A 21,799-nucleotide genomic window follows, 5' to 3' on the forward strand; every position below is an offset into this window, starting at 1 on the left:
ATCGCTTATTTGTTCATGTCTTTCGCGTTGTACTGGAAGTAACGGCTCAGGATATCCAGTTCGTTTTCACTGATATTGGTGCGCGCGCCCATCCCTTTTGCCACTGAAGGCCAGGCGTTGAGCGTAAAGTGATTAGCAGGAATCGGTGCATGGCAACCTGCGCAATACACATTGTCGAGCTTGCGGGCGTAATCCCACATCGGTTCGCGACTGGCGAGCGCGGAGCCACTCCATTCTCCTTGCAGAGCAACGTCCCGCCACGTATTGCCGTAGTCATCCTTTTTCCAGTCGGAGAGAACCTTGAGCGATTGCTGTCCTTTTTCACTGAGGCTTGCAAGGATCAAACGCTGCCCAGCCGCGTAGTAAATAACCTGTTCACTTCCCTGCATCTGGCTGCCGCGGATCTCCACCAGCCGTGAATTTTCCATTGATTTCAGTACCTGCATTTGGGTCGCCGGATAAACCGTTCCCAGATCCCCGAGCGGGGTATTACTGACGGCATAAAGTTTTTCTGCCGTTGCAGGCGTAGAGGCAGACTGTGCTTCGAGCCCTTTTAGGGCACTGTCATCCATTTTTATTTCAGGAGGGAAATGAGCGACGCCTTTGTGGCAATCAATACAGGTTTGTTTTTCCGCAACCCCCATTTTGTGCATTTTCTGCGCATCGGCGCTTTGTGCAGCAAGATCCATCGCATCCATACTGTGGCAACTGCGACAAGTCGCCGAGTCGCTGGCTTTCAGTTGCGCCCACACGGTTTGCGCCATTTCCAGGCGATGTTCTTCAAACTTTTCTGGGGTATCAATTTTCTTAGTAACGAACTGATGATAAACATCTTTTGTTGCCCGGAGTTTGGCAACCAGGAAATCAAGTCCTCCTTGTGGAATATGACAATCCGCACATTCAGCGCGAATACCTTTCTTATTTTGAAAATGGACCGAACCGGTATATTCCTCATAAGGTGCTTGCATCGTATGGCATGACAGACAAAATTCAGTACTCGATGTTTTATGTAATGTCCATTGCCCAGCCAAAACGATCACAGCCCCCAGAACAATGCACAGCAGCATTGTCCATAGAATAGTTTTATTTATTTTTCTCATTTTTCATTCCCACAGGCAACCTACCCTTTAATAGGTAGACAGTAATTACACTGGCTGGGTTACTTATTGATATTCATCAAGGCCAGAAGGAAATGAGAATCAGCAGATAGGCAAGTTTGAAGGCGATCGCATATTTATTACAACAGAGGTTTTTCTTTAAAATTCAACATAAAAACAGAACAATAAACCTAGCGATAAGTTTAATAACCCATTATTAAATAAAATATCAGTGTAAAAAGTGGAAGACCCAGTCCAGGGGCATCTATCCCCCCCAAAAAATACTACGTTATATAAATAAATACATAATGGAAAGGAAAAAAATGAATCTCTTTCACCAGGTATGAGATAGGGAGATAAGCACCTATTCTTGATCTGGCTGCTTATTATACAGGTTATCAATTCGCTACACTCAGGATGGCGGTATAACAAACAAGAGGTGGTGAATATGTATCGTTCTATTCTGGTGCCGATTGATATCTCTGAAACCGATGTAACGCGTCAGGTGATCCCACAGGTCGAGGCGCACGCAAAAACCGCAAAGGTCCATTTTTTAGCCGTTATCCCTACTGTCCCATTCTACGCATCACTGGGACTGGCCTACTCCAATGAATTCCCGGACAGAAGTGGCATTCAAGCTAAGGCCACCGAAAAGCTGCAAGAGATTGTTAAACAATTCAACATTCCTGCCGGCAGGACGGAACTGCACGTCGTTTACGGCCCGCCTAAAGATCAGATCTTAAAGTTAGCGGAAGCGGTAGATGCAGAACTCGTCATCATCGGTTCGCATAAGCCGGGTTTTAGCACTTATCTGCTGGGTTCAACGGCCTCCGCCGTGGTGCGCCACGCAAAATGCCCGGTGCTTGTAGTGCGGTGACATGCCGACAAAAGACCATACATACGGGAGCGAATCAGCTCCCGTTCTTATTCGTTTCGGATTTCCTGAGTCTCGCAGAAAAAGTCAAATACGGAGCGAATGGTGGTTTGTTGCAATGGCGAATACGACAGGGATGATTAGAGAGGAATGCTGTAAAATGGTACGCCCTGTAGGATTCGAACCTACGACCTACGGCTTAGAAGGCCGTTGCTCTATCCAACTGAGCTAAGGGCGCATTGCGAAGTGAAGACTTCATGCGGATGAAACGCGTGAATTATACGGTCAGCGCCTGCTGAGTCAATGCCTTTTGTTCTGGTTGCTTGCGAAGTGTACGAATGGTGGTTTTTTCTGCTCGTCCACGGGTATCCAGGAAATCACCTGGTAACAACTGAGGCGCCGTAAAGCCCGGTTTAAGGTTAAATGTATTTAGAAAATTAATGATTTTGCTTAACATTCTCCTACACCCTTCCCTGCGGTTTAGGATCCCTTCTATGTTAAGTATCGCCATCAAAGACGAAAATAGTCACTTCGAACATGGTCTGAAAATCATCATTACTCGTCTGACGAATCAGTGGCGTCAGGAGATTTGCTTCTTGCCTGTCGACGATATCGATCGTGCAGACATCGCCTTTTTATCGCTGGATGAAGAGTGGCTCAGCGCGGGCTGTTACGAAATCCCCCTCCACACCCGTCACCAGCATCGGGTCATTATTTGCAGAAAATGCGATAAAGATAAGCTGATGTTCAGGCCCTGCCTGTACATGCTACCGCTGATTTATCGCGAAGATGATGTCGAAGAGATCGGCAAAAAAATGGTACTCATTTTGCAAAAACGCGCACTCCGTACCAGCGTCCCTGCCACCATCTGTCACTACTGCACCACCCGCAACTTTTCCATTGCAGAGCGTCAGTTTTTAATGTTCCTCGCCAGCGGATATACCTTCGCCGAAACCGCACAGCTTCTTGCACTCAGTGAGGTAGAAGCGAAGGTAACGCGTCGGAGTATTATGAGAAAACTGCAGGTGAAAAATGAACAACAATTCTTAAGATACATCAGGGTTAACCTGAGTTTTCTACAAAATTGAACCGTTTCTTATGCGCTGGAAACTTTATGAGAAATGTCTCATGTGCAATTAAGTATATGCGCCTACTGCCCCCATTTCTATGCTGCCACAATAATGCCTATGTGTTATTTCCGGGGTAAAAATAAAACACTCTCGGTAATATTTGCTCCGCGTGGGAGAATATCATGATGCCGAGCCTGTTATTGTGCAACGATAAATATGAGTACGCACATCCTTCAATAAAAAATGATGCTAACGTTCTACTTTCAACACTGAAATTAGAACCCATTGTCGAGTTATCGACTTCGCACCGATACGGCTTTGAAGTCCTGACCCACCTCCCGCGAAAAATGAATAGCGAGTACTATTTTCGCCAGCTTTCTTTCGCACAACAACAAAGCCTATTTTATCGCCAAATAGCCAACATCGTACATTATCAGCCCGGCTACGTTTATTCACTGAACCTGCCGATGAAGGCCTTTCTGAACTGGACGTCATTTCATTGGCGTGATGTTACGTATCCACCTAACCTTGTCATCGAAATACAGGACCCTGCTACATTCCTTTTGCTCAATGTTGCTCAACGCCATGTGGCGTATAACGCTATGCAGCATGTTGAAGCGTCAGGCACCCCTATCTGGATGGATGACATCAATGAAGAATTACTCATCGCATTCATTGAGGCTAATTGGCACCTGTCAGGCATTAAACTGGATAAAAATACTTTTTGGACACTGAGTAAAAAACCCAGCAGGCTCCAGCAGATCATTAAGAAAGGACAAGCTATCGCAAATCAGGTGATTATCGAAGGGATTGAAACCCAAACGCACAAGGAAATTGCCCAGCGAGCCGGCGCAAAATTGGGGCAGGGGTATTTATGGCCCGCCATTTATCCAGGGCAGGAGAAATAAAACGGAAAGGAAAACAGGAAGGATGCGCAGCGTACTACGTCGGGAACGACATCGCCGTTTACAAAACACTCACTGTACCCATCAATATCATCACTGTGCGCCGCAGGTATTTGACCGGCTTGAGTATCTGGCACAAAAAATCAATTATACATTACCGGGAGACACTGTATCTCAGGCAATTATCACCACTGATTACTATCTCGCATTTACACTGAACCGCTATTTATTTTCAGGTACCCGTACGGCTGTTTTCCAGAATTTTGAGTCGGCGCTCGACAGTCTGCAATCCCCTGAATCCAGTCAGTTAGTGATTGATATGGAAGGACTGCCATTCTCGTATTTCGAGACGCTCCAACAGTTACGCCTGCTGGTTAAACAGCGTAATGACATACAGATTTTTTTATTACTCAACGATAATGACGAAAGTCTGGGTAAATTTATTGCCATGACCGGTCCTTTTTATGTTCTCCCCCGCCGTCAGCGCCTTGCAGACATACGTCACGCTTTATTATCGCCAAATCTAAATAATATTCATTCTTCGCGTTTAAACCTGGCTGACTGGGAGATGGTTTCATTACTATTGCAAGGTGAATCCTTAAAAAAGATTGCCTGCATACAAAACCGGCCTTACCACCGGGTTATCTATCGTCTGAATCAACTGATTACGTACCTCGGATTGCCACACCGCCAACGTTTTTTGCATCTGATACACCGTCTTAACGCTACCTCTCATCATTTAATTTAACACCATAAACCTTTGTGAAATAAGATTTTTTAGGAAATTACTTATTTATTACTGAGACGCCCCATGTAATTTTTACATAAATTTAATATTTACAACTAATCCTGGTATTATGCCTGCGGCGTACAAAGCACTTAACCCTACGAACTCTGTGCATTACGTCGTAATGGCCATCTAAGACCTCCTTAACAAAACCTAAACAATCAGCCTGTTGTGTTGTTTTTAGTATTTTAAAAAAACTTTCAATCTGCCATAATTAAAACAGAAGGAAAATAATACTAACAATCGTAAGCATATTGGGTTCTTTCAGGATATCGTAACAGCCATTAAGAAGTTACTTACCGCAAGACTTTTCCGAATGAGTAGAGTAGGTATAATCCCTACTGTTTAATGATTAATTGTAAATTTTTCCTGGTGTGAAATGGATATTCCACACACTCATTGTTCTTACCAAGAACGGCTGAATAAACAAGGATGAAGTCTTATTTATTCGGTTCTTCTCGCAGAACAACCCTTGGCTATTTGACAATATTAATAACGCCTGATGTTTTATCAAAATCGCAAGATACACGAACAGTTTGAGGCATACAACAATGAAACCAGCATCCGTTATCATTATGGACGAACACCCTATTGTCAGAATGTCGATAGAAGTGCTGCTCGAAAAAAATAGTAATATCGAAGTGGTACTGAAAACTGACGACAGTCGTACAGCAATTGATCACCTGCGCACCTATCCTGTCGATCTCGTCATTCTGGACATTGAACTGCCTGGTGCCGATGGATTTACCCTACTCAAGAGAATTAAATCACTGCAGGAAAAGACGCGGGTTCTGTTTCTGTCCTCAAAATCAGAATCTTTTTACGCCGGACGCGCTATCCGGGCAGGTGCAAATGGTTTTGTCAGTAAACGCAAGGACCTGAATGATATCTACAATGCGGTGAAAATGATCTTATCCGGTTATTCTTTTTTCCCGTCAGATACGCTTAACTTTATTAATAACATTAATATACGTAAAGGAGAGCTGAATGACATGCCGCTTTCCAATCGCGAGGTCACGGTGCTACGTTATCTGGCAAATGGGTTATCCAATAAAGAAATTGCAGAGCAGCTATTACTCAGCAATAAAACGATCAGTGCGCACAAAGCCAATATCTACTCCAAACTTGGTTTGCATACCATTGTCGAGCTGATCGATTATGCGAAAATGCATGAATTAATGTAACACCACTCCCGACGAGATGTCGTTCGGGAGTGAGTGGTCAGTTATAGTTGATCATAAACGTCGCATCAGCCCTGGCAAGTCCGGGCTGGACCCCATCCGCTAAGGCAATATAGTTGGCGAAAAAGGTCAGTGTGGCATTGCCATTTTCGTCAATACTCACCGTCTGGCTCGCCTGTTCGAGCGGCAACCGTGTACGATCGCTGTCATGCAGTTCAATCGCCACCTTTTGCGCCATCGCCGTATTATCCAGCGCCAGTAGCGTGGTACCCGCTGCCGGCGTACCGGAAAAGGTGATTGACGCCGACCCAGGCGGGCAGCCTTCCAGCTTTAGCGAAAAAGGAACCGGTTGGGTGGTATCACCACTGGTTTTTAACTGCTTTGTCGGCCAGGTACCGAGGTCCACGTATTTATTGCTGTCGCTGGCAATCACGGCACAGGTAAAGTCCACTACATTACCGCGCAACTCAATATTGATCTCGCCCAACGACGTATCCGCCCGACTTAGCGAGGTAAACGACAGCAAGGCAGCAACCACCAACAGTATGCGAATGACCATTGCGCGCCTCTTAGTCATAATCTACTCGCAGATATCCACGGGCAGTAAATGGCCCTTCCGCCGGTTTATTGCCCGTCACGCTAACCGGCCACGCCCGGATACTGACGCTCGCCGCGGCGTTATCATCTAGGCGAAACGGAATGGTGCTGGACAGGTTGTTAGGTGTTAGCGGTACGCCGCTGCTGTCGGCAACAATAAAGCCTAAATCGGCGTTGTCCGACACCATCATTTGCCCCGAAGATCTTTCAGCCTCCACGCGCATGGTCAGGTAGGCCTGCGCGGCAACATTGGTACATTTTATGGCCATCGTTTTAGTCTGCGGGTTAACGCCTTCTGGCCGATTTCCAGCCCCAGCTTTGCTAAACAACGACGCGCCGATATCACCAAAATCAAACTCGACAACCTGTCCGGCATTCACTTCGCAGTTTTGCGGCACCTCGACCTTGCCGCTGTAGCTGATGGTGTATACCGGCACACTCAGGGCATCGCCGATGCTGGTCGTGACATAGACCCTAAACATCGTTTGGCGGGGGATTGGTACCATGTTAATAAATGAGCGGATCACTTTTAATTTGAATACCAGCTTTGAATCCATGACGCCAAAGGGTTTCTGCTTAGGTACGTTTGGGTGAGTTCCCATACGAATATCGTTACGTGGAGGATAAAACAGCCCGGCATAGCTGTCGGTGATACTCATAGCCCCCAACAGGTAATCATTCAGCTTCAAATACTGAAAGCCCCCTTCCGTACTTTGCACCGGGAGTTCCGTCACGTAGCTGCGGTAGGTGTAATTTACCGTCGTCCCCGCAGGACAGGTCGCATTAACCCCAACCCAGCCGGACTTTTCCGGCAACGTCACGACCTGACCGGGGCGGTTATTACTGCTGTTAAAGACGTTCGACAGATCGTAAAACACATCCGTCGGCGTGCCATTCGAATTCTGGCAGACCGTGGCCCATGACGAATTTGCCAGCAGCAGTAAAGCGCTCCCGAGTAACCAACCAGTTTGTCGTTTCATCGTATTATTCCTTTCATGCCGACGGGCGTTCGCAGGTCACATTGGTGAGCGTTACCGCCTGTTTCAGGCTCTCCTCAGGCAAGGCATAGTGCGCCGTACAGCGCGCGTTCGCGCCTTCGCCCCACTGGATCAGCAACTCGCCTTTTAGCGGCAAACCGCTCAGGTAGATTTGTCCATCGTCTCCCACCATGCTGGTTACGCCGCTGGCGGTTTCACGCACAATGGAGCCAAACGGTACCGGTTTACCCGCCTGTTGCGCCGTAATTAACGCGCGCACGCCGATACGTGTATCAAACGCCGCTCTTACCAGCGCCCCCTGTGTCGGTACTACGCTGCTGACGTTATTTTCCACATCGGTATGGTTGTTCATTGAATTGGTATCCAGCGCCACACGGTTATAGCGATAGACGGTGGCGTACGGCATGACCGCGTAACCACGCCAGTCGGTCTGCACCCCGGTCTGGTTCTCTATCCTTACGCCCTGGGCGCCTGGTGCTTTGATCAGCACATTGGTATCGCCCAGCGGCTGGCTCAGGGTGATTCCGTCCGCATGCCCAATCACGCCGCCGGAGAGCTGCCAGTTATAGTCATGCTGGTCGCGGTCGTAGTTGTATCCCATACCCAGCGTGCCATAGGTCGCCTGCCAGTTTGCGCTGGCGCTACCGCTGTAACCGTTGGTGCTGCTGTGCCCCTGGTTTACGCTGTAGCTCAGGTTGCGCCCGTCAAGCAACGTCCCGCCAATCCCGCTCTGCCAGCTGTTTTGTCCGTTGCTATTGCGGTTAGCGTTGAAGGTGGCATAGGTGCGATCAAGCGCGTTATCGCGCGTGTAGCGTCGCCCGGTCAACAGGCTAAACGGCACCGACATATTGAAGGCCAGAATCCTGTCGGTGTCGGCAATCCCTACCGATTCGTTCCACGACCAGGAGAGCGAATAGCTAATCCCCTGCCAGCCGCTGGCGTAGCCGAGCTGATACCAGGTATTGGTATCGGACGTATTCCAGTAAGTTTGCTGACTGCCTGAGACATACAGCGATCCGTAATCTCCGAGATTCTGCGAGATGTTGATCTGAAAACGGCCTTTTTTGCTGTAGCTCAGATTGTGATAGCTCTGGACCACCGGCACTTTATGGCGATTGCCTTCGCTGTCGTATTCGTATTCGTAACCTTCCATATTGCGATACGCCACGTCGTCGAGGGTATAAAACCCCCGGGTCGAATAGCGATATCCCAGTAACTGGAAGTTGGTGCCGACATTATTCAGTGATTTTGCGTACAGAAAACGCAGCGATTGCCCCTGGTGGGTGCTGTCATCCGCCAGTTGGCTGCGCGCATGGGTTAAATCGACGGAGACCGCGCCCCAGTCGCCGAGGTTGCGCCCGGTACCGAACACCAGCGCGCGGTAACGAGAGGCCAACTGCGTGCCGCCATAGGCCGTATAGCCTTCAGGTAGCCCGGCGATTAACGTGCCCTGGACAAAAAACGGTGATGACTGCTGGCTGTTACCGCTGCGGAAATCCCCGGCCACCAGGTCGTATTTCAGTCGCCCTTCGCGCTGTAACAGTGGAACCGTGGAGTACGGGACGGTATAGCGCTGCTGGCTGCCATCTTTTTCATCTACCGTCACCTCCAGGTCACCGCTGGACGACGTCGGGTTGAGATCGGTAATCGAGAACGCCCCAGGCGACACATAGCTTTGGTATATAACATAACCGTTCTGGCGAATGGTCAGTTTCGCCGCCGTACGGGCAATGCCGCGAACCGTTGGCGCGTACCCCTGCAAGCTATCCGGATACATGCTGTCTGACGAGTAGAGCCGCGCCCCGCGAAACCCGACGCTGTCAAAGACGTCGTTACCGGTGTTGCTGTCACCCATCACCAGCTCACCTTTCAGCGGGATAATGGCGCGCTGAAGCCAGGTACCGATGTTTTTCCAGCTCTGCGAGTGATATCCGTCGCCTTTGGAATAGCTCCAGGCGCCGTTGTTTCTCAGCCGCCAGGGGCCATAGTTCAGGCCACTCAACATGCTTAAGAAATAGCTGTCAGAATCGCTGCCACGACTGCCGGTAAAGCTGTAGTTCACCAGCGCAGCCGGGATCCCTTCATCCCATTCCTCAGGCGGAATATATCCCCGCGCGCTATTCAGCATACTGGCCTGCGGCAAGCTGATGTTCAGGCGCAGCGTAGAGAAATCGAAGGCGATTTCGCTGCCGGGGATAGCCTCGGGCAAATTAATACAGGTACTGTTCGGGTCCTGACTGAGCGCCGGAAACGCCGCCGTGTTGACCCCCAGGCGCTTAACCCAATCGAGACCAAAACATGGCGTCAGCCCACCAGATTTCTCGCCGGTACCCGCCTTACTGGTGGCGAAATGAACATCCTGGGTGGCAATAAATTCATCATTGCGCCAAATATCCACGCGGTAGACGCCCTCAGGCTGGTGATTCCCTTTTTCAAAACGCGACAAATCCGCCACGGACGCCGTATCCGCAGATAAAAATGCCGGGTTAAAATAGCTTTCCCCGTGGCCTGACAGCGGAAATAAGGCAGCCAGCGTGGACAACGCCACGCCCGCCAGCGGTGGCGTAATCCCCGGTAACCGGCCAGGTAAGTACGTTGTCTTATTCATCGTTTATCAACGCACGCTAACCGTTTTGGCAGGTGTCACTGCGCCGTAGTCATTAACCGTCTGGAACGTCACGCTGCCCTGAACGCCCGCAGGCAGCGGGATCTGCGCCGCGTTCTTCGGTGCCACCATGACGTTATCAACCTTCGTTTTTCCCACATTGAGGTTAACCAGCGTGACGTAATACGCTGACGGATTCGTAATTTTCAGCTGTGTGCCGGAACGGGAAAATTGCAACATGCCGGGCGCGTCTTCCGGTACCTGTGGCAGGTTATTTGGGCGGACAAAGAGTTTAATACGCGACAAAATCGCCAGTTGCAGAACGTTTTTACCCTCAAGGCTGTCTTTATTGACTGACGGGATCGCCTTCACGTTCATCCAGAACAGCGATTCGCGGTCTGTAGGCAGTGGCTGACCGGCATAGATAATGCGCAGCGTATTTTCACTTTTGGGCTCGCTGACAAACAGTGGAGGCGTCACCACAAAGGCTTTTTCTTTAACGCCTGCGCTATTCTCAATCCATGAATTAACCAGGAAACGTTCTTTAGTATCGCTATTGCTAATAGCCAGCGATGTTTGTTTAGCCTCGGCGGGATAAATAACGCGGGTAGCACCTAATGCAATTCCCCCAGCAGCCTGAGCACTGCAGGAAACAAATAAGGTGAGGAAAATAATAAAACCTGATTTAAGATAATTAAACATGGCTACAAATACCTTTGGTGTGATTATCGTTGGTAAATAAATCAGGGATAGACCAACGTAAACCACACGTCTGAACGAAGCGTTCCTGGCGTTATCTTTTCCGAGACAGCCCGATAGCGCGCGGTGAAGTGAAACGTCATTTCCTGCGTTAAAATTGGGGCGTAATGACGCGGCAGCGCATTCGGAATAATTTGTCGTTGCCCCTCATCAAATAATGCCAGGCCAATACCCGAGGCCGCAGACGTCTCACCGCTGGCCAGAAAGACCTGCGGATCTTCTGCAGGCGTGACGCCGGCAAACGCAATCCCAACATGGTCATAAACGTCGGCACTGCAGGACGTTAAGCGCAGTGAAAACGGTACGCTGGTCGAGGCAAAGCTTCCCGGTTCGCCAAATGCGTTGGTGCGATACTGCCCCATCTGTACCCGCAAGTTCTGGCTATCGGTGGCCACCGTACAGGCCCCATTGACCAGTTGCCCACGCAGGTGAAGGCGACCGCTTTCCAGTATTACCGTGTGTGCAAGCGCAGGCATTACGCACAGCATTCCCGCCAGCGTCATGCCTTTGAAAATCAGTTGCCACATCCTTCGTCATCCCCGGATATTGCCTCATCCATTGAGGCTGTCGTCTTCCTTGCGCCAATCAGAACGGCTTATTCGTACTTCATGATGAAGGTGGCGTCGGCGTTTGCCTGGCCTGGCGTGGCGCTTGCAGCGGTCGCTTTATAACGTGCGGAGAAACGCAGGGTGTTGGTGCCTTCTACCAGCGCCTGGGCAGTAGAGAAGGTGGCACCATCTGGCTTCAGCGCGGTAGACGCGTTGTCCAGAATTTCGATGCCTACACCGCCAGCGGTGGTGGTGTTATTCCCTGAAGATACCGCCAGCAGAGCTGAGTTGGAGGCATCCGCCTGACCCGAAAACGCCACAGCTGCCGTCGCGGCAACCGCAGGATCGCAGTCGTTCAGCACGATGGAGAACGGAATCTGTGCCGTGGTATCGCCGATGGCTGCAAAGCTGGCGGTACGATATTGCCCTAATGTCACCACCTGATCGGCTGACTGTGTGCTTACCGCACAAGCTGCATTGACCAGTTCACCTTCAAAATGAACGGTACCGCCGCTCACGCTGACCGGATCGGCTGCGACGGCGGCCCCTGCAACTAACATCAAGCTGGCAATAACAGAAGTATTTATTAATTTACGTTTCATGGATTTCCCTTGAATTACACACATCCGGTTCCGGTATCCTGCCGGCTCCGTTTGAATCATTATCGACATAAAATGTCAGGCAAATTATCTCTGCATCCTGTAAAGATATATATCGAAAGAGAATTAATGATGCTTGACCCCAACTCTCCTGAGCGCGAGATTCACTAATTAATCTTTACGAATATGACAATTCGTCACAGGGATAAATTAAACATTTCAATTAATGAAAAATACCTGCAAATCCTTGTAATGGCCCTGGCTAATTCTTATTGGGATCTAAGAAATGTCTGGGTAAATATTACTTAAACACCACCACAATGGTACGTAACAGACTGGTTTATGACGCATTACCCATGAAAACAGAAGGGTGATGAGTTGTTTCACTAACGTTAAAATTAATTAGCGTACTCAGTAATTATTCCTGTCTTTACGATATTGACACCTCACCCGTTCGCACAGCGAGACGTTCCTAATCTCACCTAAAAATGCAAACGAAAACTGACAGCACGCCGCGCTTCTGACAAAATAGTGACATCCCCTTCGATTTAACGTAACAGACGGAATCCTCTCTCTGATGGCAGCAAAGATTATTGACGGTAAAACGATTGCGCAGCAGGTACGCTCTGAGGTGGCTCAAAAAGTTCAGGCGCGTTTAGCGGCTGGATTACGCGCCCCAGGCCTGGCTGTTGTGCTGGTAGGTAGCAACCCGGCTTCGCAAATTTACGTAGCAAGTAAACGCAAAGCCTGCGACGAAGTGGGGTTCGTCTCCCGCTCCTATGACCTGCCTGAAACCACCAGCGAGGCGGAACTTCTTGAGCTCATTGATACGCTCAATGCGGATGCCGCCATCGACGGTATTCTGGTCCAACTGCCGTTACCGGCGGGGATCGACAACGTTAAGGTGCTGGAACGCATTGCACCGGATAAAGACGTCGACGGCTTCCACCCGTATAACGTCGGTCGCCTGTGCCAGCGTGCACCGCGCCTGCGTCCGTGTACGCCTCGCGGCATCGTGACCCTGCTTGAGCGTTACAACATCGATACCTACGGCCTGAATGCCGTGGTGATTGGCGCCTCAAACATTGTCGGTCGTCCGATGAGCATGGAGTTGCTGCTGGCGGGCTGTACCACCACGGTAACCCACCGCTTTACCAAAGATCTGCGTCGCCATGTAGAGCATGCTGACCTGCTGATTGTCGCCGTCGGCAAACCGGGTTTTATTCCCGGTGAATGGATCAAAGAAGGTGCGATTGTGATTGATGTCGGCATCAACCGTCTGGAGAATGGCAAGGTTGTTGGCGATGTGGTCTTTGAAGATGCCGCTGCGCGCGCCGGGTATATTACACCGGTGCCGGGTGGCGTTGGCCCGATGACGGTCGCCACACTTATCGAAAACACGCTTCAGGCGTGCGTTGAATACCATGATGTAAAGGACGTTTAAGATGGCCACATTTTCACTGGGTAAACACCCACACGTTGAACTCTGCGATCTGCTAAAGCTGGAAGGCTGGAGCGAAAGCGGCGCCCAGGCAAAAATTGCCATTGGCGAAGGGTTAGTGAAGGTCGATGGAGTAGTAGAAACACGTAAACGCTGCAAAATCGTTGCCGGACAGACCGTGAGCTTTGAAGGTCAAAGCATTAACGTCGTGGCATGATCCCAGGGCCGGATGGCGGTTCACACCACATCCGGTCCGTTCCCCCTGATTTTCAGATAATTAACTTCACCTTCACTTCACGCCAGGCTGTTAGCCTATCGTTTTCTTATACGAAGCGACTATCATGCCAACCATCGTTACCCACGCAGCTGTACCTCTTTGTTTAGGATTGGGTCTGGGGCTCAAAGTCATTCCCCCACGCTTGTTGTTTGCCGGGGTTGTACTGGCAATGCTGCCTGACGCCGACGTCCTGTCGTTTAAGTTCGGTATTGCCTACGGCAACGTATTCGGTCACCGCGGATTTACCCACTCGCTACTGTTCGCCTTCGCGGTGCCGTTACTGTGCATCATGATAGGTAGACGATGGTTTAAAGCCGGGCTGGTTCGCTGCTGGTTATTTTTGACGGTGTCGTTGCTGTCACACAGCCTGCTGGATTCGGTGACCACCGGAGGTAAAGGCGTTGGCTGGCTGTGGCCATGGTCAGATGAGCGCTTCTTTGCGCCGTGGCAGGTGATTAAGGTTGCGCCGTTCGCGCTGTCACGCTACGCCACGCCGTATGGGCATCAGGTGATTATCTCGGAATTAATGTGGGTGTGGCTGCCGGGAGCCGTCATGATGGGTGTGCTGTGGTGGTACAGACGTCACTAATAGTGCCTGATGGCGCTACGCTTATCAGGCCTACCGATCATTCCATCGTAGGCCGGATAAGGCGTTAGCCGCCATCCGGCAATTGAGAGAATTACTTGCGACGCCAGGTGGTGCCTTGTGGACCATCTTCCAGCACAATACCCATCTCGTTCAGACGGTCACGTGCCGCGTCGGCCGCCGCCCAGTCTTTCGCTTTACGGGCATCTAAACGCTGTTGGATAAGCGCTTCAATCTCAGCGACCTCACCGTCATCCGCCTGCGCACCGCTTTGCAGGAACGCTTCCGGATCCTGCTCCAGCAGGCCCAGCACGCCGGACAGCTTGCGCAGATGCGCGGCCATGGCGTTAGCCGCCGCCATATCTTCACCCTTCAGACGGTTGACCTCACGCGCCATATCAAACAGCACCGAGTAGGCTTCCGGCGTATTGAAATCATCGTTCATTGCTTCAATGAAACGCGCTTCAAAGGCATCACCACCGGCTGGAGCCACGGATTTGTCAGTACCGCGCAGCGCGGTGTACAGACGCTCCAGTGCAGAACGTGCCTGCTTCAGGTTCTCTTCGCTGTAGTTCAGCTGGCTACGATAGTGGCCGGACATCAGGAAGTAGCGAATGGTTTCGGCGTCGTAGTATTTCAGCACGTCGCGCACGGTAAAGAAGTTGCCCAGTGATTTGGACATTTTCTCACGATCAACCATCACCATCCCGGAGTGCATCCAGTAGTTGACGTATTCGCCGTCGTGCGCACAGGTGGACTGGGCAATTTCGTTTTCATGATGCGGGAACATCAGGTCAGAGCCGCCGCCGTGAATATCGAAATGGTTGCCCAGCTGTTTGCAGTTCATCGCAGAACATTCGATGTGCCAGCCCGGACGGCCTGCTCCCCACGGGGACGGCCAGCTCGGCTCGCCCTCTTTGGACATCTTCCACAGCACGAAGTCCATCGGGTTACGTTTCACATCCACCACATCCACGCGGGCACCCGCCTGCAGCTGATCCAGATCCTGGCGCGACAGCTGACCGTAGTGCGGATCGGTCGGCACGTCGAACATCACGTCGCCGTTATCAGCCACGTAAGCGTGACCTTTGGCGATCAGCTGTTCGGTGATTTCAATAATTTCCGCAATATGATGCGTCGCACGTGGTTCAAGATCCGGGCGCAGGATATTCAGCGCGTCGAAGTCGTTGTGCATTTCCGCGATCATCCTGTCGACCAACGCCACAAAGCTTTCGCCATTTTCATTAGCGCGTTTAATGATTTTGTCGTCGATATCGGTAATGTTACGCACGTACTTCAGCTTATAGCCGAGGAAGCGCAGATAGCGCGCAACCACGTCAAAAGAGACGAAGGTACGTCCGTGACCAATATGACAGAGATCGTAAACGGTGATACCACACACGTACATGCCGACTTCCCCGGCATGAATAGGTTTGAATTCCTCTTTTTGGCGCGTCAGTGTATTAAAGATTTTTAACATCGAAGATTCCGTGTAGACGTGTGTGGATAACAAAGCCCTATAATACCTATAAATTGGCCCCGAAGCAGCACACTTTGCAAGGTGATCGAATCTTGCGGTTATGCTATAACACACCCCTAACACTGACCCTGACCAGGGTCGAAGCACCACTCTATCGGAACAGGATGCAAAAATGGTTACTTTCCACACTAATCACGGCGATATCGTAATCAAAACATTTGATGATAAAGCGCCTGAAACAGTTAAAAACTTCCTGGACTACTGCCGCGAAGGTTTCTATAACAACACCATTTTCCACCGTGTGATTAATGGTTTCATGATTCAGGGCGGCGGTTTTGAGCCTGGCATGAAGCAAAAAGAAACCAAAGAGGCTATCAAAAACGAAGCCAACAACGGTCTGAAAAACACCCGTGGTACGCTGGCGATGGCCCGTACTCAGGCTCCGCACTCCGCAACGGCGCAGTTCTTCATTAACGTTGCCGACAACGACTTCCTGAACTTCTCCGGCGAAAGCATGCAGGGCTGGGGTTACTGTGTATTTGCTGAAGTGGTTGAAGGCATGGACGTGGTTGATAAAATCAAAAACGTTTCTACCGGTCGCAGCGGCATGCACCAGGACGTACCGAAAGAAGACGTTATTATCGAAAACGTGACCGTCAGCGAGTAATCGTGGCGACACTGTTTATTGCAGATCTTCACCTCTGCACGGAAGAACCGGCGATTACCGCCGGTTTTCTGCGTTTTTTAGCCGGTGAAGCACGAAAAGCCGATGCGCTGTATATTCTTGGTGATCTGTTCGAAGCCTGGATAGGTGACGATGACCCCACTCCGCTGCACCATGAAATCGCCGTCGCAATAAAATCGCTGGCTGATTCCGGCGTCCCCTGCTTCTTCATTCACGGCAACCGTGATTTTCTGCTCGGCAAGCGTTTTGCCCGCGAGAGCGGCATGACCTTGTTACCCGAGGAAAAAGTGCTCGACCTGTATGGCCGCAAGGTGCTGATCATGCATGGCGACACGCTGTGTACCGATGATGCCGGTTATCAGGCATTTCGCGCTAAAGTGCATCAGCCCTGGCTACAAACACTGTTTCTTGCTCTGCCGTTGTTTGTTCGCCAACGCATTGCCGCAAAGATGCGCGCCAACAGCAAAGCCGCCAACAGCAGCAAATCGCTGGAAATTATGGATGTGAATCCGCAGGCCGTGGTTACCGAGATGGAAAAACACCAGGTCCAGTGGTTAATTCACGGGCATACCCATCGCCCGGCGGTGCATGAACTGGCTGCCAATAGACAACCTGCGTTCCGCGTAGTATTAGGTGCGTGGCACAGCGAAGGTTCGATGGTTAAGGTCACGCCCGACGACGTTGAGCTGATCGCGTTTGCATTTTAAATACATCACACAATCTGGCTCCGGTTAGCAAAATGTTCGCTCACTGTCGCAACAACTCAGTACCTCATCCTCATCCTCATCTCGCCACCGTTTTACCACGAAGACGCTAATTGTCAGACTTTAGCCGTTTGGCCAAACAGAACTGACTACACCTCCCCACATAACGTAGGGAGGTGTGATGGTTACGTCGTCAGTTCCCTGTATATTTAGAAATCCTCAATGCACAGGAAACGTGATTTAGCAGATATTCCTGCCCCCCCGGAATAGACTCCGTTAATAAGATAACGTACCCACAGATAGGGGGCTGCATTATTAGTCGTTTTTATCCAAAAACGTACGCTATCGAGATAAATATGAGACGGAATTACAGATTGCTCATATTTAGACTTAGTACCCCAGAAATCACTAAAACCATCTCTCGCATCTGCCGGGAGTCTCATGTTCAGTGAAGCACATGCTTCCAGGGCATCGGGATAGAATACCTCATTGTCATAAACCGAAATCCATCTATCAAGTTTGAAGGTATGGCGAATAATGCCAAACGTTTTCCCATTCTTAGGTGTGGCCGTCACAGTGACCTCCCTGGCCTGATGGCTTGCTATCGTCGTTTTTAGCATCACCACGCCGCTCCCATCAACCGTTGCCCAATCCGCATTGGTACGCCAGTTATAATCCGTGCGATCGCCGCCCCCCTGTAAGTCCAGGACAAACTGAGCACCGTAGAAACCCTCTTTGGGGTGATTCAAGCCCATATTTGTATCTCTGCTATGGAGTCCCCTCACATTACGAAAAACTGGCATAACATCATAATTTGTTGTAACAATATCTGACGCCCAGCCATTGAGTCTAAATGATGCCTGTAGATCTTCACCTTTAACGCTCGCCGTTATCGTGAATGAGTAAGAACCATTACTATTCATCTCCAGTTTATTTATTACGGTATCTGAACCAGGCGTTTTGAATGTTGCATCACTTAAAACGCTCTCAGGGTCCATCCTGACCACATTTCGATTTCCATCTCGTAGAATTAGGGTGAATATCATCTCTTGATTCACCAAATAACCATTAGCGTTGCGGGTTAATGTTGACGTTGAGGCAACAGGTTCTCCGGCAACAATGCTATAAGGCAGCGACGTCACGCCAGTGTCCCAGTCGCTAAGCTGAAGCTTTGCGGTAGCACTACTCGTCACCTTCACGGCGGTGAACGTCGCGATATATTTCCCACGCCCTTCGTCCTGCCAGCTACTTCCCTCTTTTATGGTTGCATTGTTTACGTCAACGGTACTCGAACTCAGCTTATCCACTTGATTAATAACAGCATTTCCATGCTCATCATTAAGTGTTACGGTCACAACAACATCATCACCAGAGGTATAGGTATCCTTATCCACAGCCACTTCTGACCTCGAGAACGCCGCCTCTCCAACAACAAATGCCGTCTCCTTGCTGGCGGCATTATTGCCTACCGTTGCCGTCACGATAATTTTCCCGGCCACGGTGCTGGTCAGCGTGGTGCTGGCCCTGCCGTCATCGCCCGTGGTCACCACCGCAGGCGCAAACGAGGCCCCTGTATTATCGGCCGTGAACGTCACCTCTGCCTTTGCCACCGGATTGCCCTGCGCATCCGTCACCAGCGCCACAACGGCGTTGCCTGCCTGCCCGTCCGCCTTCGCTCCGGAGGTGACGCTCAGGTTGCTGTCGGTGATGTTGGCGGTGTCCCGGTCGGCGATAAATGCCGTCTCCTTGCTGGCGGCATTATTGCCTACCGTTGCCGTCACGATAATTTTCCCGGCCACGGTGCTGGTCAGCGTGGTGCTGGCCCTGCCGTCATCGCCCGTGGTCACCACCGCAGGCGCAAACGAGGCCCCTGTATTATCGGCCGTGAACGTCACGTCGGCCTTTGCCACCGGATTGCCCTGCGCATCCGTCACCAGCGCCACTACGGTGTTGCCTACCTGCCCGTCCGCCTTCGCTCCGGAAGCGACAGTCAGATTGCTGTCGGTGATATTGGCGGAGTCCTGGTCGGCGATAAAGTGCGTTGTCGTGTCGGTTGAACTTCCGGATTCACGTATAGATGCGTTGACCTTATACTCTCCGGCAGTCTGAGTTCTGATAATCGCATTCACCAGACCCTCATCATTACTTGCAAACGTGTCTGCCGTAACCGTCGCTTCCGCCGTTTCGCCAACGGCGCTAATATCCACGATCACCCCCCCGGCAATATTTCCCCGGGTATCCGTCACCTTTATCGTTACCGCATTGCTGTCCATTCCGTTGGCTTTGGCACCCGCCGTAACCCTCAGATCACCTTCAGCAATATGCGCGGCTGATTTGTCTACGACAAAGTGCACCGTAGTCGACAACGCAGCTCGCGTTGCCGATCCTGAGCGAACGGCAACATTCGTTTCTCCGGCACGCTCATTGGTGATCTTCAGCGTCGTTTTACCCTTTGCATCGGTTAACAATGATGTATCGACCACACCATCATTATCTGCATCCGCTTCAACGGTAAAATTCGCCAGCGGATTACCCTGCGCATCCAGAACAACAGCTTCAATTTCGTTCGAACTTAAACCATCCGCATGAGCATGATTTCTGGTCACGTTCAGACCACTGATCATTGCAGTATTAGCATCAGCGGCAAATAATACCTGTGCTTCCCTGGTACTCCCGTCATCCGTTGTGACCGTCACAGAACCCTTTTTTGCTACCTTACTGCGTAGCATAACCGTTCCCTTTCCATCCGCATCCGTGGTAACAGAGAGTACTTTGCTGTTCGATTGCGTATCGGTATAAAGCGTGGCCGAGGGGTTGTTATTCTCATCCGTCAGGCCCGATACGCTGAAAGTCAGCTGTTGCCCAGGCACGCCTAAACCAGACTCATCGTTTACGGCGGCCGTCAGTGAAACAAACTTGCTGTTATCTGCGACAACGGGGCTCTTCGGCGTGACGACAAGTTCCCCCATCTCGTGGTGAGAGGGGCTAACACGGATAATTGTGCTGGCTGTATTCGAACGATTACCTTTATTATCAAAGCTTACCGCAGTCAGCGTGTATTCCTGCGCAGCCCCACTACGTGTCCCTTGGGTATAAGCAGGGATACGAACGTCAATTTCTCTTTCTGAACGTTTCTGCAGGGTCCCTCCCTGCTCTACGAATCCTGGCGATGACGTCCATTGCGTCTCTTTCAGCCCATATTTATCCTTGTGCAAGGTAACAGGAATACGGATCAGCTCTGAAGAGCGCGCCTCTGTAACATCCGGCAAACTGATACGCAGCACTTCCTGCTGACGATACTCAAGAACAATATTGTTGTTACGATCAACCAGATCGTATCGGCTGCCAGCCAGACTACGCATTGCCGCCACTGATGACGGATCGATCTGCTGATGCCACGGCATACCCAGTTGATAATTAAAACCGATCCCCATACGGGTATCATTTTTGCCCGACTGCCCCTGACGCTGCTCAGCGTTTAAACTCAGTAACGGGATCGGCGTGTATTCAAGGCCGGCCGTGACCGCAAACGGGTTACGTTGGCGATTATTCTTTCCGAATAGTGCAACGTCTTTGCCATAGTACTGCTCCCAGGTCAGCTTCCCCCCCAGTTGCGGAGCAAACGGTAACCAGCCTTGTGTCCGAACATCCCAGCCATTCGCCGGGCGTTCATCATAATCTCTGACATCCGGGGAATCCTTCCAGCCGGTGAGTCTGAAATAACCATTCGCACTTAATTTAACAAAGTCACGCCAATATTCCGCACCAATACCGGCGCGGGCATGTTCGCGGGAGAGGTCATAGTCGCCAAACGTATTAACGCCCAGCATATAATCAGAGATGAAGTGACGAATCCCCACCCCCAGATTCGACTGGTTGCGGTCATCCGTACGATGGAGACTTCCCTGGGTAAACACCACCCTATCCCCCCGATCGTAAAGTGGAACCAGCAGGTCAAGCTGAGAATTTTTCAGCGACAGTTTTTTGTCAGTCTCCAGCTGCACGCGGGCGGTTCCGAAGCGGTTCAGGAGCTCCTGCACCTCACTACTGGCCGCGGTGGTTGCCATGCTGTTGCCCAGGGTAACGGCCGCATCCGTATCAGGGTTGTTAGCCAAAAAGCTCCCGGCGCGGGACGCAATTCCGGCAATATTTTTCTCGCGTTCATTGTCAACTGAAGGGAGCGGGTCGTTTTCACCCCAGGCTATCTCAGGAAACGGGGTTAACGGCACATCCAGTTCATCACCCGCCTGCAATGCATTAAAACCGCGCGAAAAAGTACGTAATTGATTGAGTCTTTTCAGCGCATCCGTACTCATGTTGAATTTCGCCGCAACGGAATCCACACTTTCGCCAGGCTGGAGAATATACACCTGGGTTGGAATATCTACTGTAGAATTTGCCGATGGTGTATTAAGAAATCGCCGTTCGCTTCCCGTACCAGCAATCGCTGGCGTGAACGCAACCGTCACGGGGAATAAGAACTGGGTTATTATATTAATCCAAACAAAACGTCGAAAAAAATTTCGCATACATTAAAATACCTGTATAAAAGGAATGCACCATCCCCTCCTTGACAGAAAGGATATAATTACGTCGTTTATATAAA

General features: G+C 50.6%; 20 protein-coding genes and 1 tRNA gene. 10 read left to right on the plus strand and 11 right to left on the minus strand.

What is annotated here, in order from left to right:
* Window positions 1–5: 5 nt before the first annotated feature.
* The gene (locus tag FDX22_RS11240; RefSeq protein ID WP_146717207.1) at window positions 6–1,100 is read right to left on the minus strand and encodes a NapC/NirT family cytochrome c; all 1,095 of its coding nucleotides are present in this window, start codon (window positions 1,098–1,100) and stop codon (window positions 6–8) included.
* A 445-nt stretch (window positions 1,101–1,545) separates the two neighbouring features.
* Between FDX22_RS11240 and uspF the strand changes: the two genes are divergently transcribed.
* Complete coding sequence (gene uspF / locus FDX22_RS11245) at window positions 1,546–1,974, plus strand: universal stress protein UspF (RefSeq protein WP_096757984.1); 429 nt, start codon at window positions 1,546–1,548, stop codon at window positions 1,972–1,974.
* Between the two features lie 158 nt (window positions 1,975–2,132).
* On the opposite strand, the gene FDX22_RS11250 is transcribed toward uspF, so the two are convergent.
* Both FDX22_RS11250 and FDX22_RS11255 read right to left on the minus strand, forming a co-directional pair.
* A tRNA-Arg gene (locus FDX22_RS11250) sits at window positions 2,133–2,209 on the minus strand.
* Window positions 2,210–2,248: 39 nt separating this feature from the next.
* Window positions 2,249–2,428, minus strand: coding sequence for a hypothetical protein (locus tag FDX22_RS11255; protein WP_115259164.1), 180 nt, complete (start codon window positions 2,426–2,428; stop codon window positions 2,249–2,251).
* A gap of 37 nt (window positions 2,429–2,465) precedes the next feature.
* Between FDX22_RS11255 and fimW the strand changes: the two genes are divergently transcribed.
* The 4 genes from fimW (at window position 2,466) to fimZ (ending at window position 5,917) form a co-directional block, all read left to right on the plus strand.
* Window positions 2,466–3,059 (plus strand): fimbria biosynthesis transcriptional regulator FimW, encoded by a 594-nt coding sequence (gene fimW / locus FDX22_RS11260; RefSeq protein WP_137400226.1) that lies wholly within the window; start codon window positions 2,466–2,468, stop codon window positions 3,057–3,059.
* A gap of 164 nt (window positions 3,060–3,223) precedes the next feature.
* Window positions 3,224–3,949 (plus strand): EAL domain-containing protein, encoded by a 726-nt coding sequence (locus tag FDX22_RS11265; protein WP_146717208.1) that lies wholly within the window; start codon window positions 3,224–3,226, stop codon window positions 3,947–3,949.
* A 22-nt stretch (window positions 3,950–3,971) separates the two neighbouring features.
* Complete coding sequence (locus FDX22_RS11270; protein WP_117342166.1) at window positions 3,972–4,694, plus strand: fimbriae Y protein; 723 nt, start codon at window positions 3,972–3,974, stop codon at window positions 4,692–4,694.
* Between the two features lie 590 nt (window positions 4,695–5,284).
* Window positions 5,285–5,917: a fimbria biosynthesis transcriptional regulator FimZ gene (fimZ, locus tag FDX22_RS11275; RefSeq protein ID WP_117342165.1), complete on the plus strand. Its 633-nt coding sequence runs from the start codon at window positions 5,285–5,287 to the stop codon at window positions 5,915–5,917.
* 37 nt (window positions 5,918–5,954) lie between these two features.
* Here fimZ and sfmF read toward each other — a convergent pair whose 3' ends face one another.
* The 6 genes from sfmF to fimA form a co-directional block, all read right to left on the minus strand.
* Window positions 5,955–6,473, minus strand: a complete 519-nt coding sequence (gene sfmF / locus FDX22_RS11280; RefSeq protein ID WP_117342164.1) for a fimbria assembly protein — start codon at window positions 6,471–6,473, stop codon at window positions 5,955–5,957.
* 10 nt (window positions 6,474–6,483) lie between these two features.
* Window positions 6,484–7,491, minus strand: coding sequence for a type 1 fimbria D-mannose specific adhesin FimH (fimH, locus tag FDX22_RS11285; RefSeq protein ID WP_117342163.1), 1,008 nt, complete (start codon window positions 7,489–7,491; stop codon window positions 6,484–6,486).
* Window positions 7,492–7,504: 13 nt separating this feature from the next.
* On the minus strand, window positions 7,505–10,117 hold the full coding sequence (locus FDX22_RS11290) for a fimbrial biogenesis usher protein (RefSeq protein WP_146717209.1): 2,613 nt from the start codon (window positions 10,115–10,117) through the stop codon (window positions 7,505–7,507).
* A gap of 6 nt (window positions 10,118–10,123) precedes the next feature.
* Window positions 10,124–10,816 carry a type 1 fimbria chaperone FimC gene (gene fimC / locus FDX22_RS11295; RefSeq protein ID WP_117342161.1) on the minus strand — a complete coding sequence of 231 codons (693 nt, stop codon included), beginning with the start codon at window positions 10,814–10,816 and terminating at the stop codon, window positions 10,124–10,126.
* A gap of 41 nt (window positions 10,817–10,857) precedes the next feature.
* A complete protein-coding gene (fimI, locus tag FDX22_RS11300; protein ID WP_146717248.1) occupies window positions 10,858–11,391 on the minus strand; it encodes a type 1 fimbrial protein subunit FimI in 534 nt (177 codons plus the stop codon).
* Between the two features lie 77 nt (window positions 11,392–11,468).
* Window positions 11,469–12,023, minus strand: a complete 555-nt coding sequence (gene fimA / locus FDX22_RS11305; RefSeq protein WP_115259167.1) for a type 1 fimbrial major subunit FimA — start codon at window positions 12,021–12,023, stop codon at window positions 11,469–11,471.
* Between the two features lie 574 nt (window positions 12,024–12,597).
* Here fimA and folD point away from each other — a divergent pair.
* The 3 genes from folD to FDX22_RS11320 all read left to right on the plus strand — a co-directional run bounded on the left by folD (window position 12,598) and on the right by FDX22_RS11320 (window position 14,327).
* A complete protein-coding gene (gene folD / locus FDX22_RS11310; RefSeq protein ID WP_096757996.1) occupies window positions 12,598–13,464 on the plus strand; it encodes a bifunctional methylenetetrahydrofolate dehydrogenase/methenyltetrahydrofolate cyclohydrolase FolD in 867 nt (288 codons plus the stop codon).
* Window position 13,465: 1 nt separating this feature from the next.
* On the plus strand, window positions 13,466–13,678 hold the full coding sequence (gene ybcJ / locus FDX22_RS11315) for a ribosome-associated protein YbcJ (RefSeq protein ID WP_096757997.1): 213 nt from the start codon (window positions 13,466–13,468) through the stop codon (window positions 13,676–13,678).
* Window positions 13,679–13,802: 124 nt separating this feature from the next.
* Entirely contained in the window at window positions 13,803–14,327 is a 525-nt protein-coding gene (locus FDX22_RS11320) for a metal-dependent hydrolase (protein ID WP_096757998.1), read from the plus strand.
* A 91-nt stretch (window positions 14,328–14,418) separates the two neighbouring features.
* On the opposite strand, the gene cysS is transcribed toward FDX22_RS11320, so the two are convergent.
* Window positions 14,419–15,804, minus strand: a complete 1,386-nt coding sequence (cysS, locus tag FDX22_RS11325) for a cysteine--tRNA ligase (RefSeq protein WP_115259170.1) — start codon at window positions 15,802–15,804, stop codon at window positions 14,419–14,421.
* A 172-nt stretch (window positions 15,805–15,976) separates the two neighbouring features.
* Between cysS and ppiB the strand changes: the two genes are divergently transcribed.
* Together ppiB and lpxH are read left to right on the plus strand one after the other, a co-directional pair.
* The gene (ppiB, locus tag FDX22_RS11330; RefSeq protein ID WP_115259171.1) at window positions 15,977–16,471 is read left to right on the plus strand and encodes a peptidylprolyl isomerase B; all 495 of its coding nucleotides are present in this window, start codon (window positions 15,977–15,979) and stop codon (window positions 16,469–16,471) included.
* Window positions 16,472–16,473: 2 nt separating this feature from the next.
* Window positions 16,474–17,196, plus strand: coding sequence for a UDP-2,3-diacylglucosamine diphosphatase (lpxH, locus tag FDX22_RS11335; RefSeq protein WP_137399042.1), 723 nt, complete (start codon window positions 16,474–16,476; stop codon window positions 17,194–17,196).
* A 206-nt stretch (window positions 17,197–17,402) separates the two neighbouring features.
* Here lpxH and FDX22_RS11340 read toward each other — a convergent pair whose 3' ends face one another.
* The gene (locus FDX22_RS11340; protein ID WP_146717210.1) at window positions 17,403–21,722 is read right to left on the minus strand and encodes an inverse autotransporter beta domain-containing protein; all 4,320 of its coding nucleotides are present in this window, start codon (window positions 21,720–21,722) and stop codon (window positions 17,403–17,405) included.
* Window positions 21,723–21,799 lie beyond the last annotated feature (77 nt).

Source organism: Citrobacter sp. TBCS-14 (assembly GCF_005280805.1).
Taxonomy (GTDB): Bacteria; Pseudomonadota; Gammaproteobacteria; order Enterobacterales; family Enterobacteriaceae; genus Citrobacter; species Citrobacter gillenii.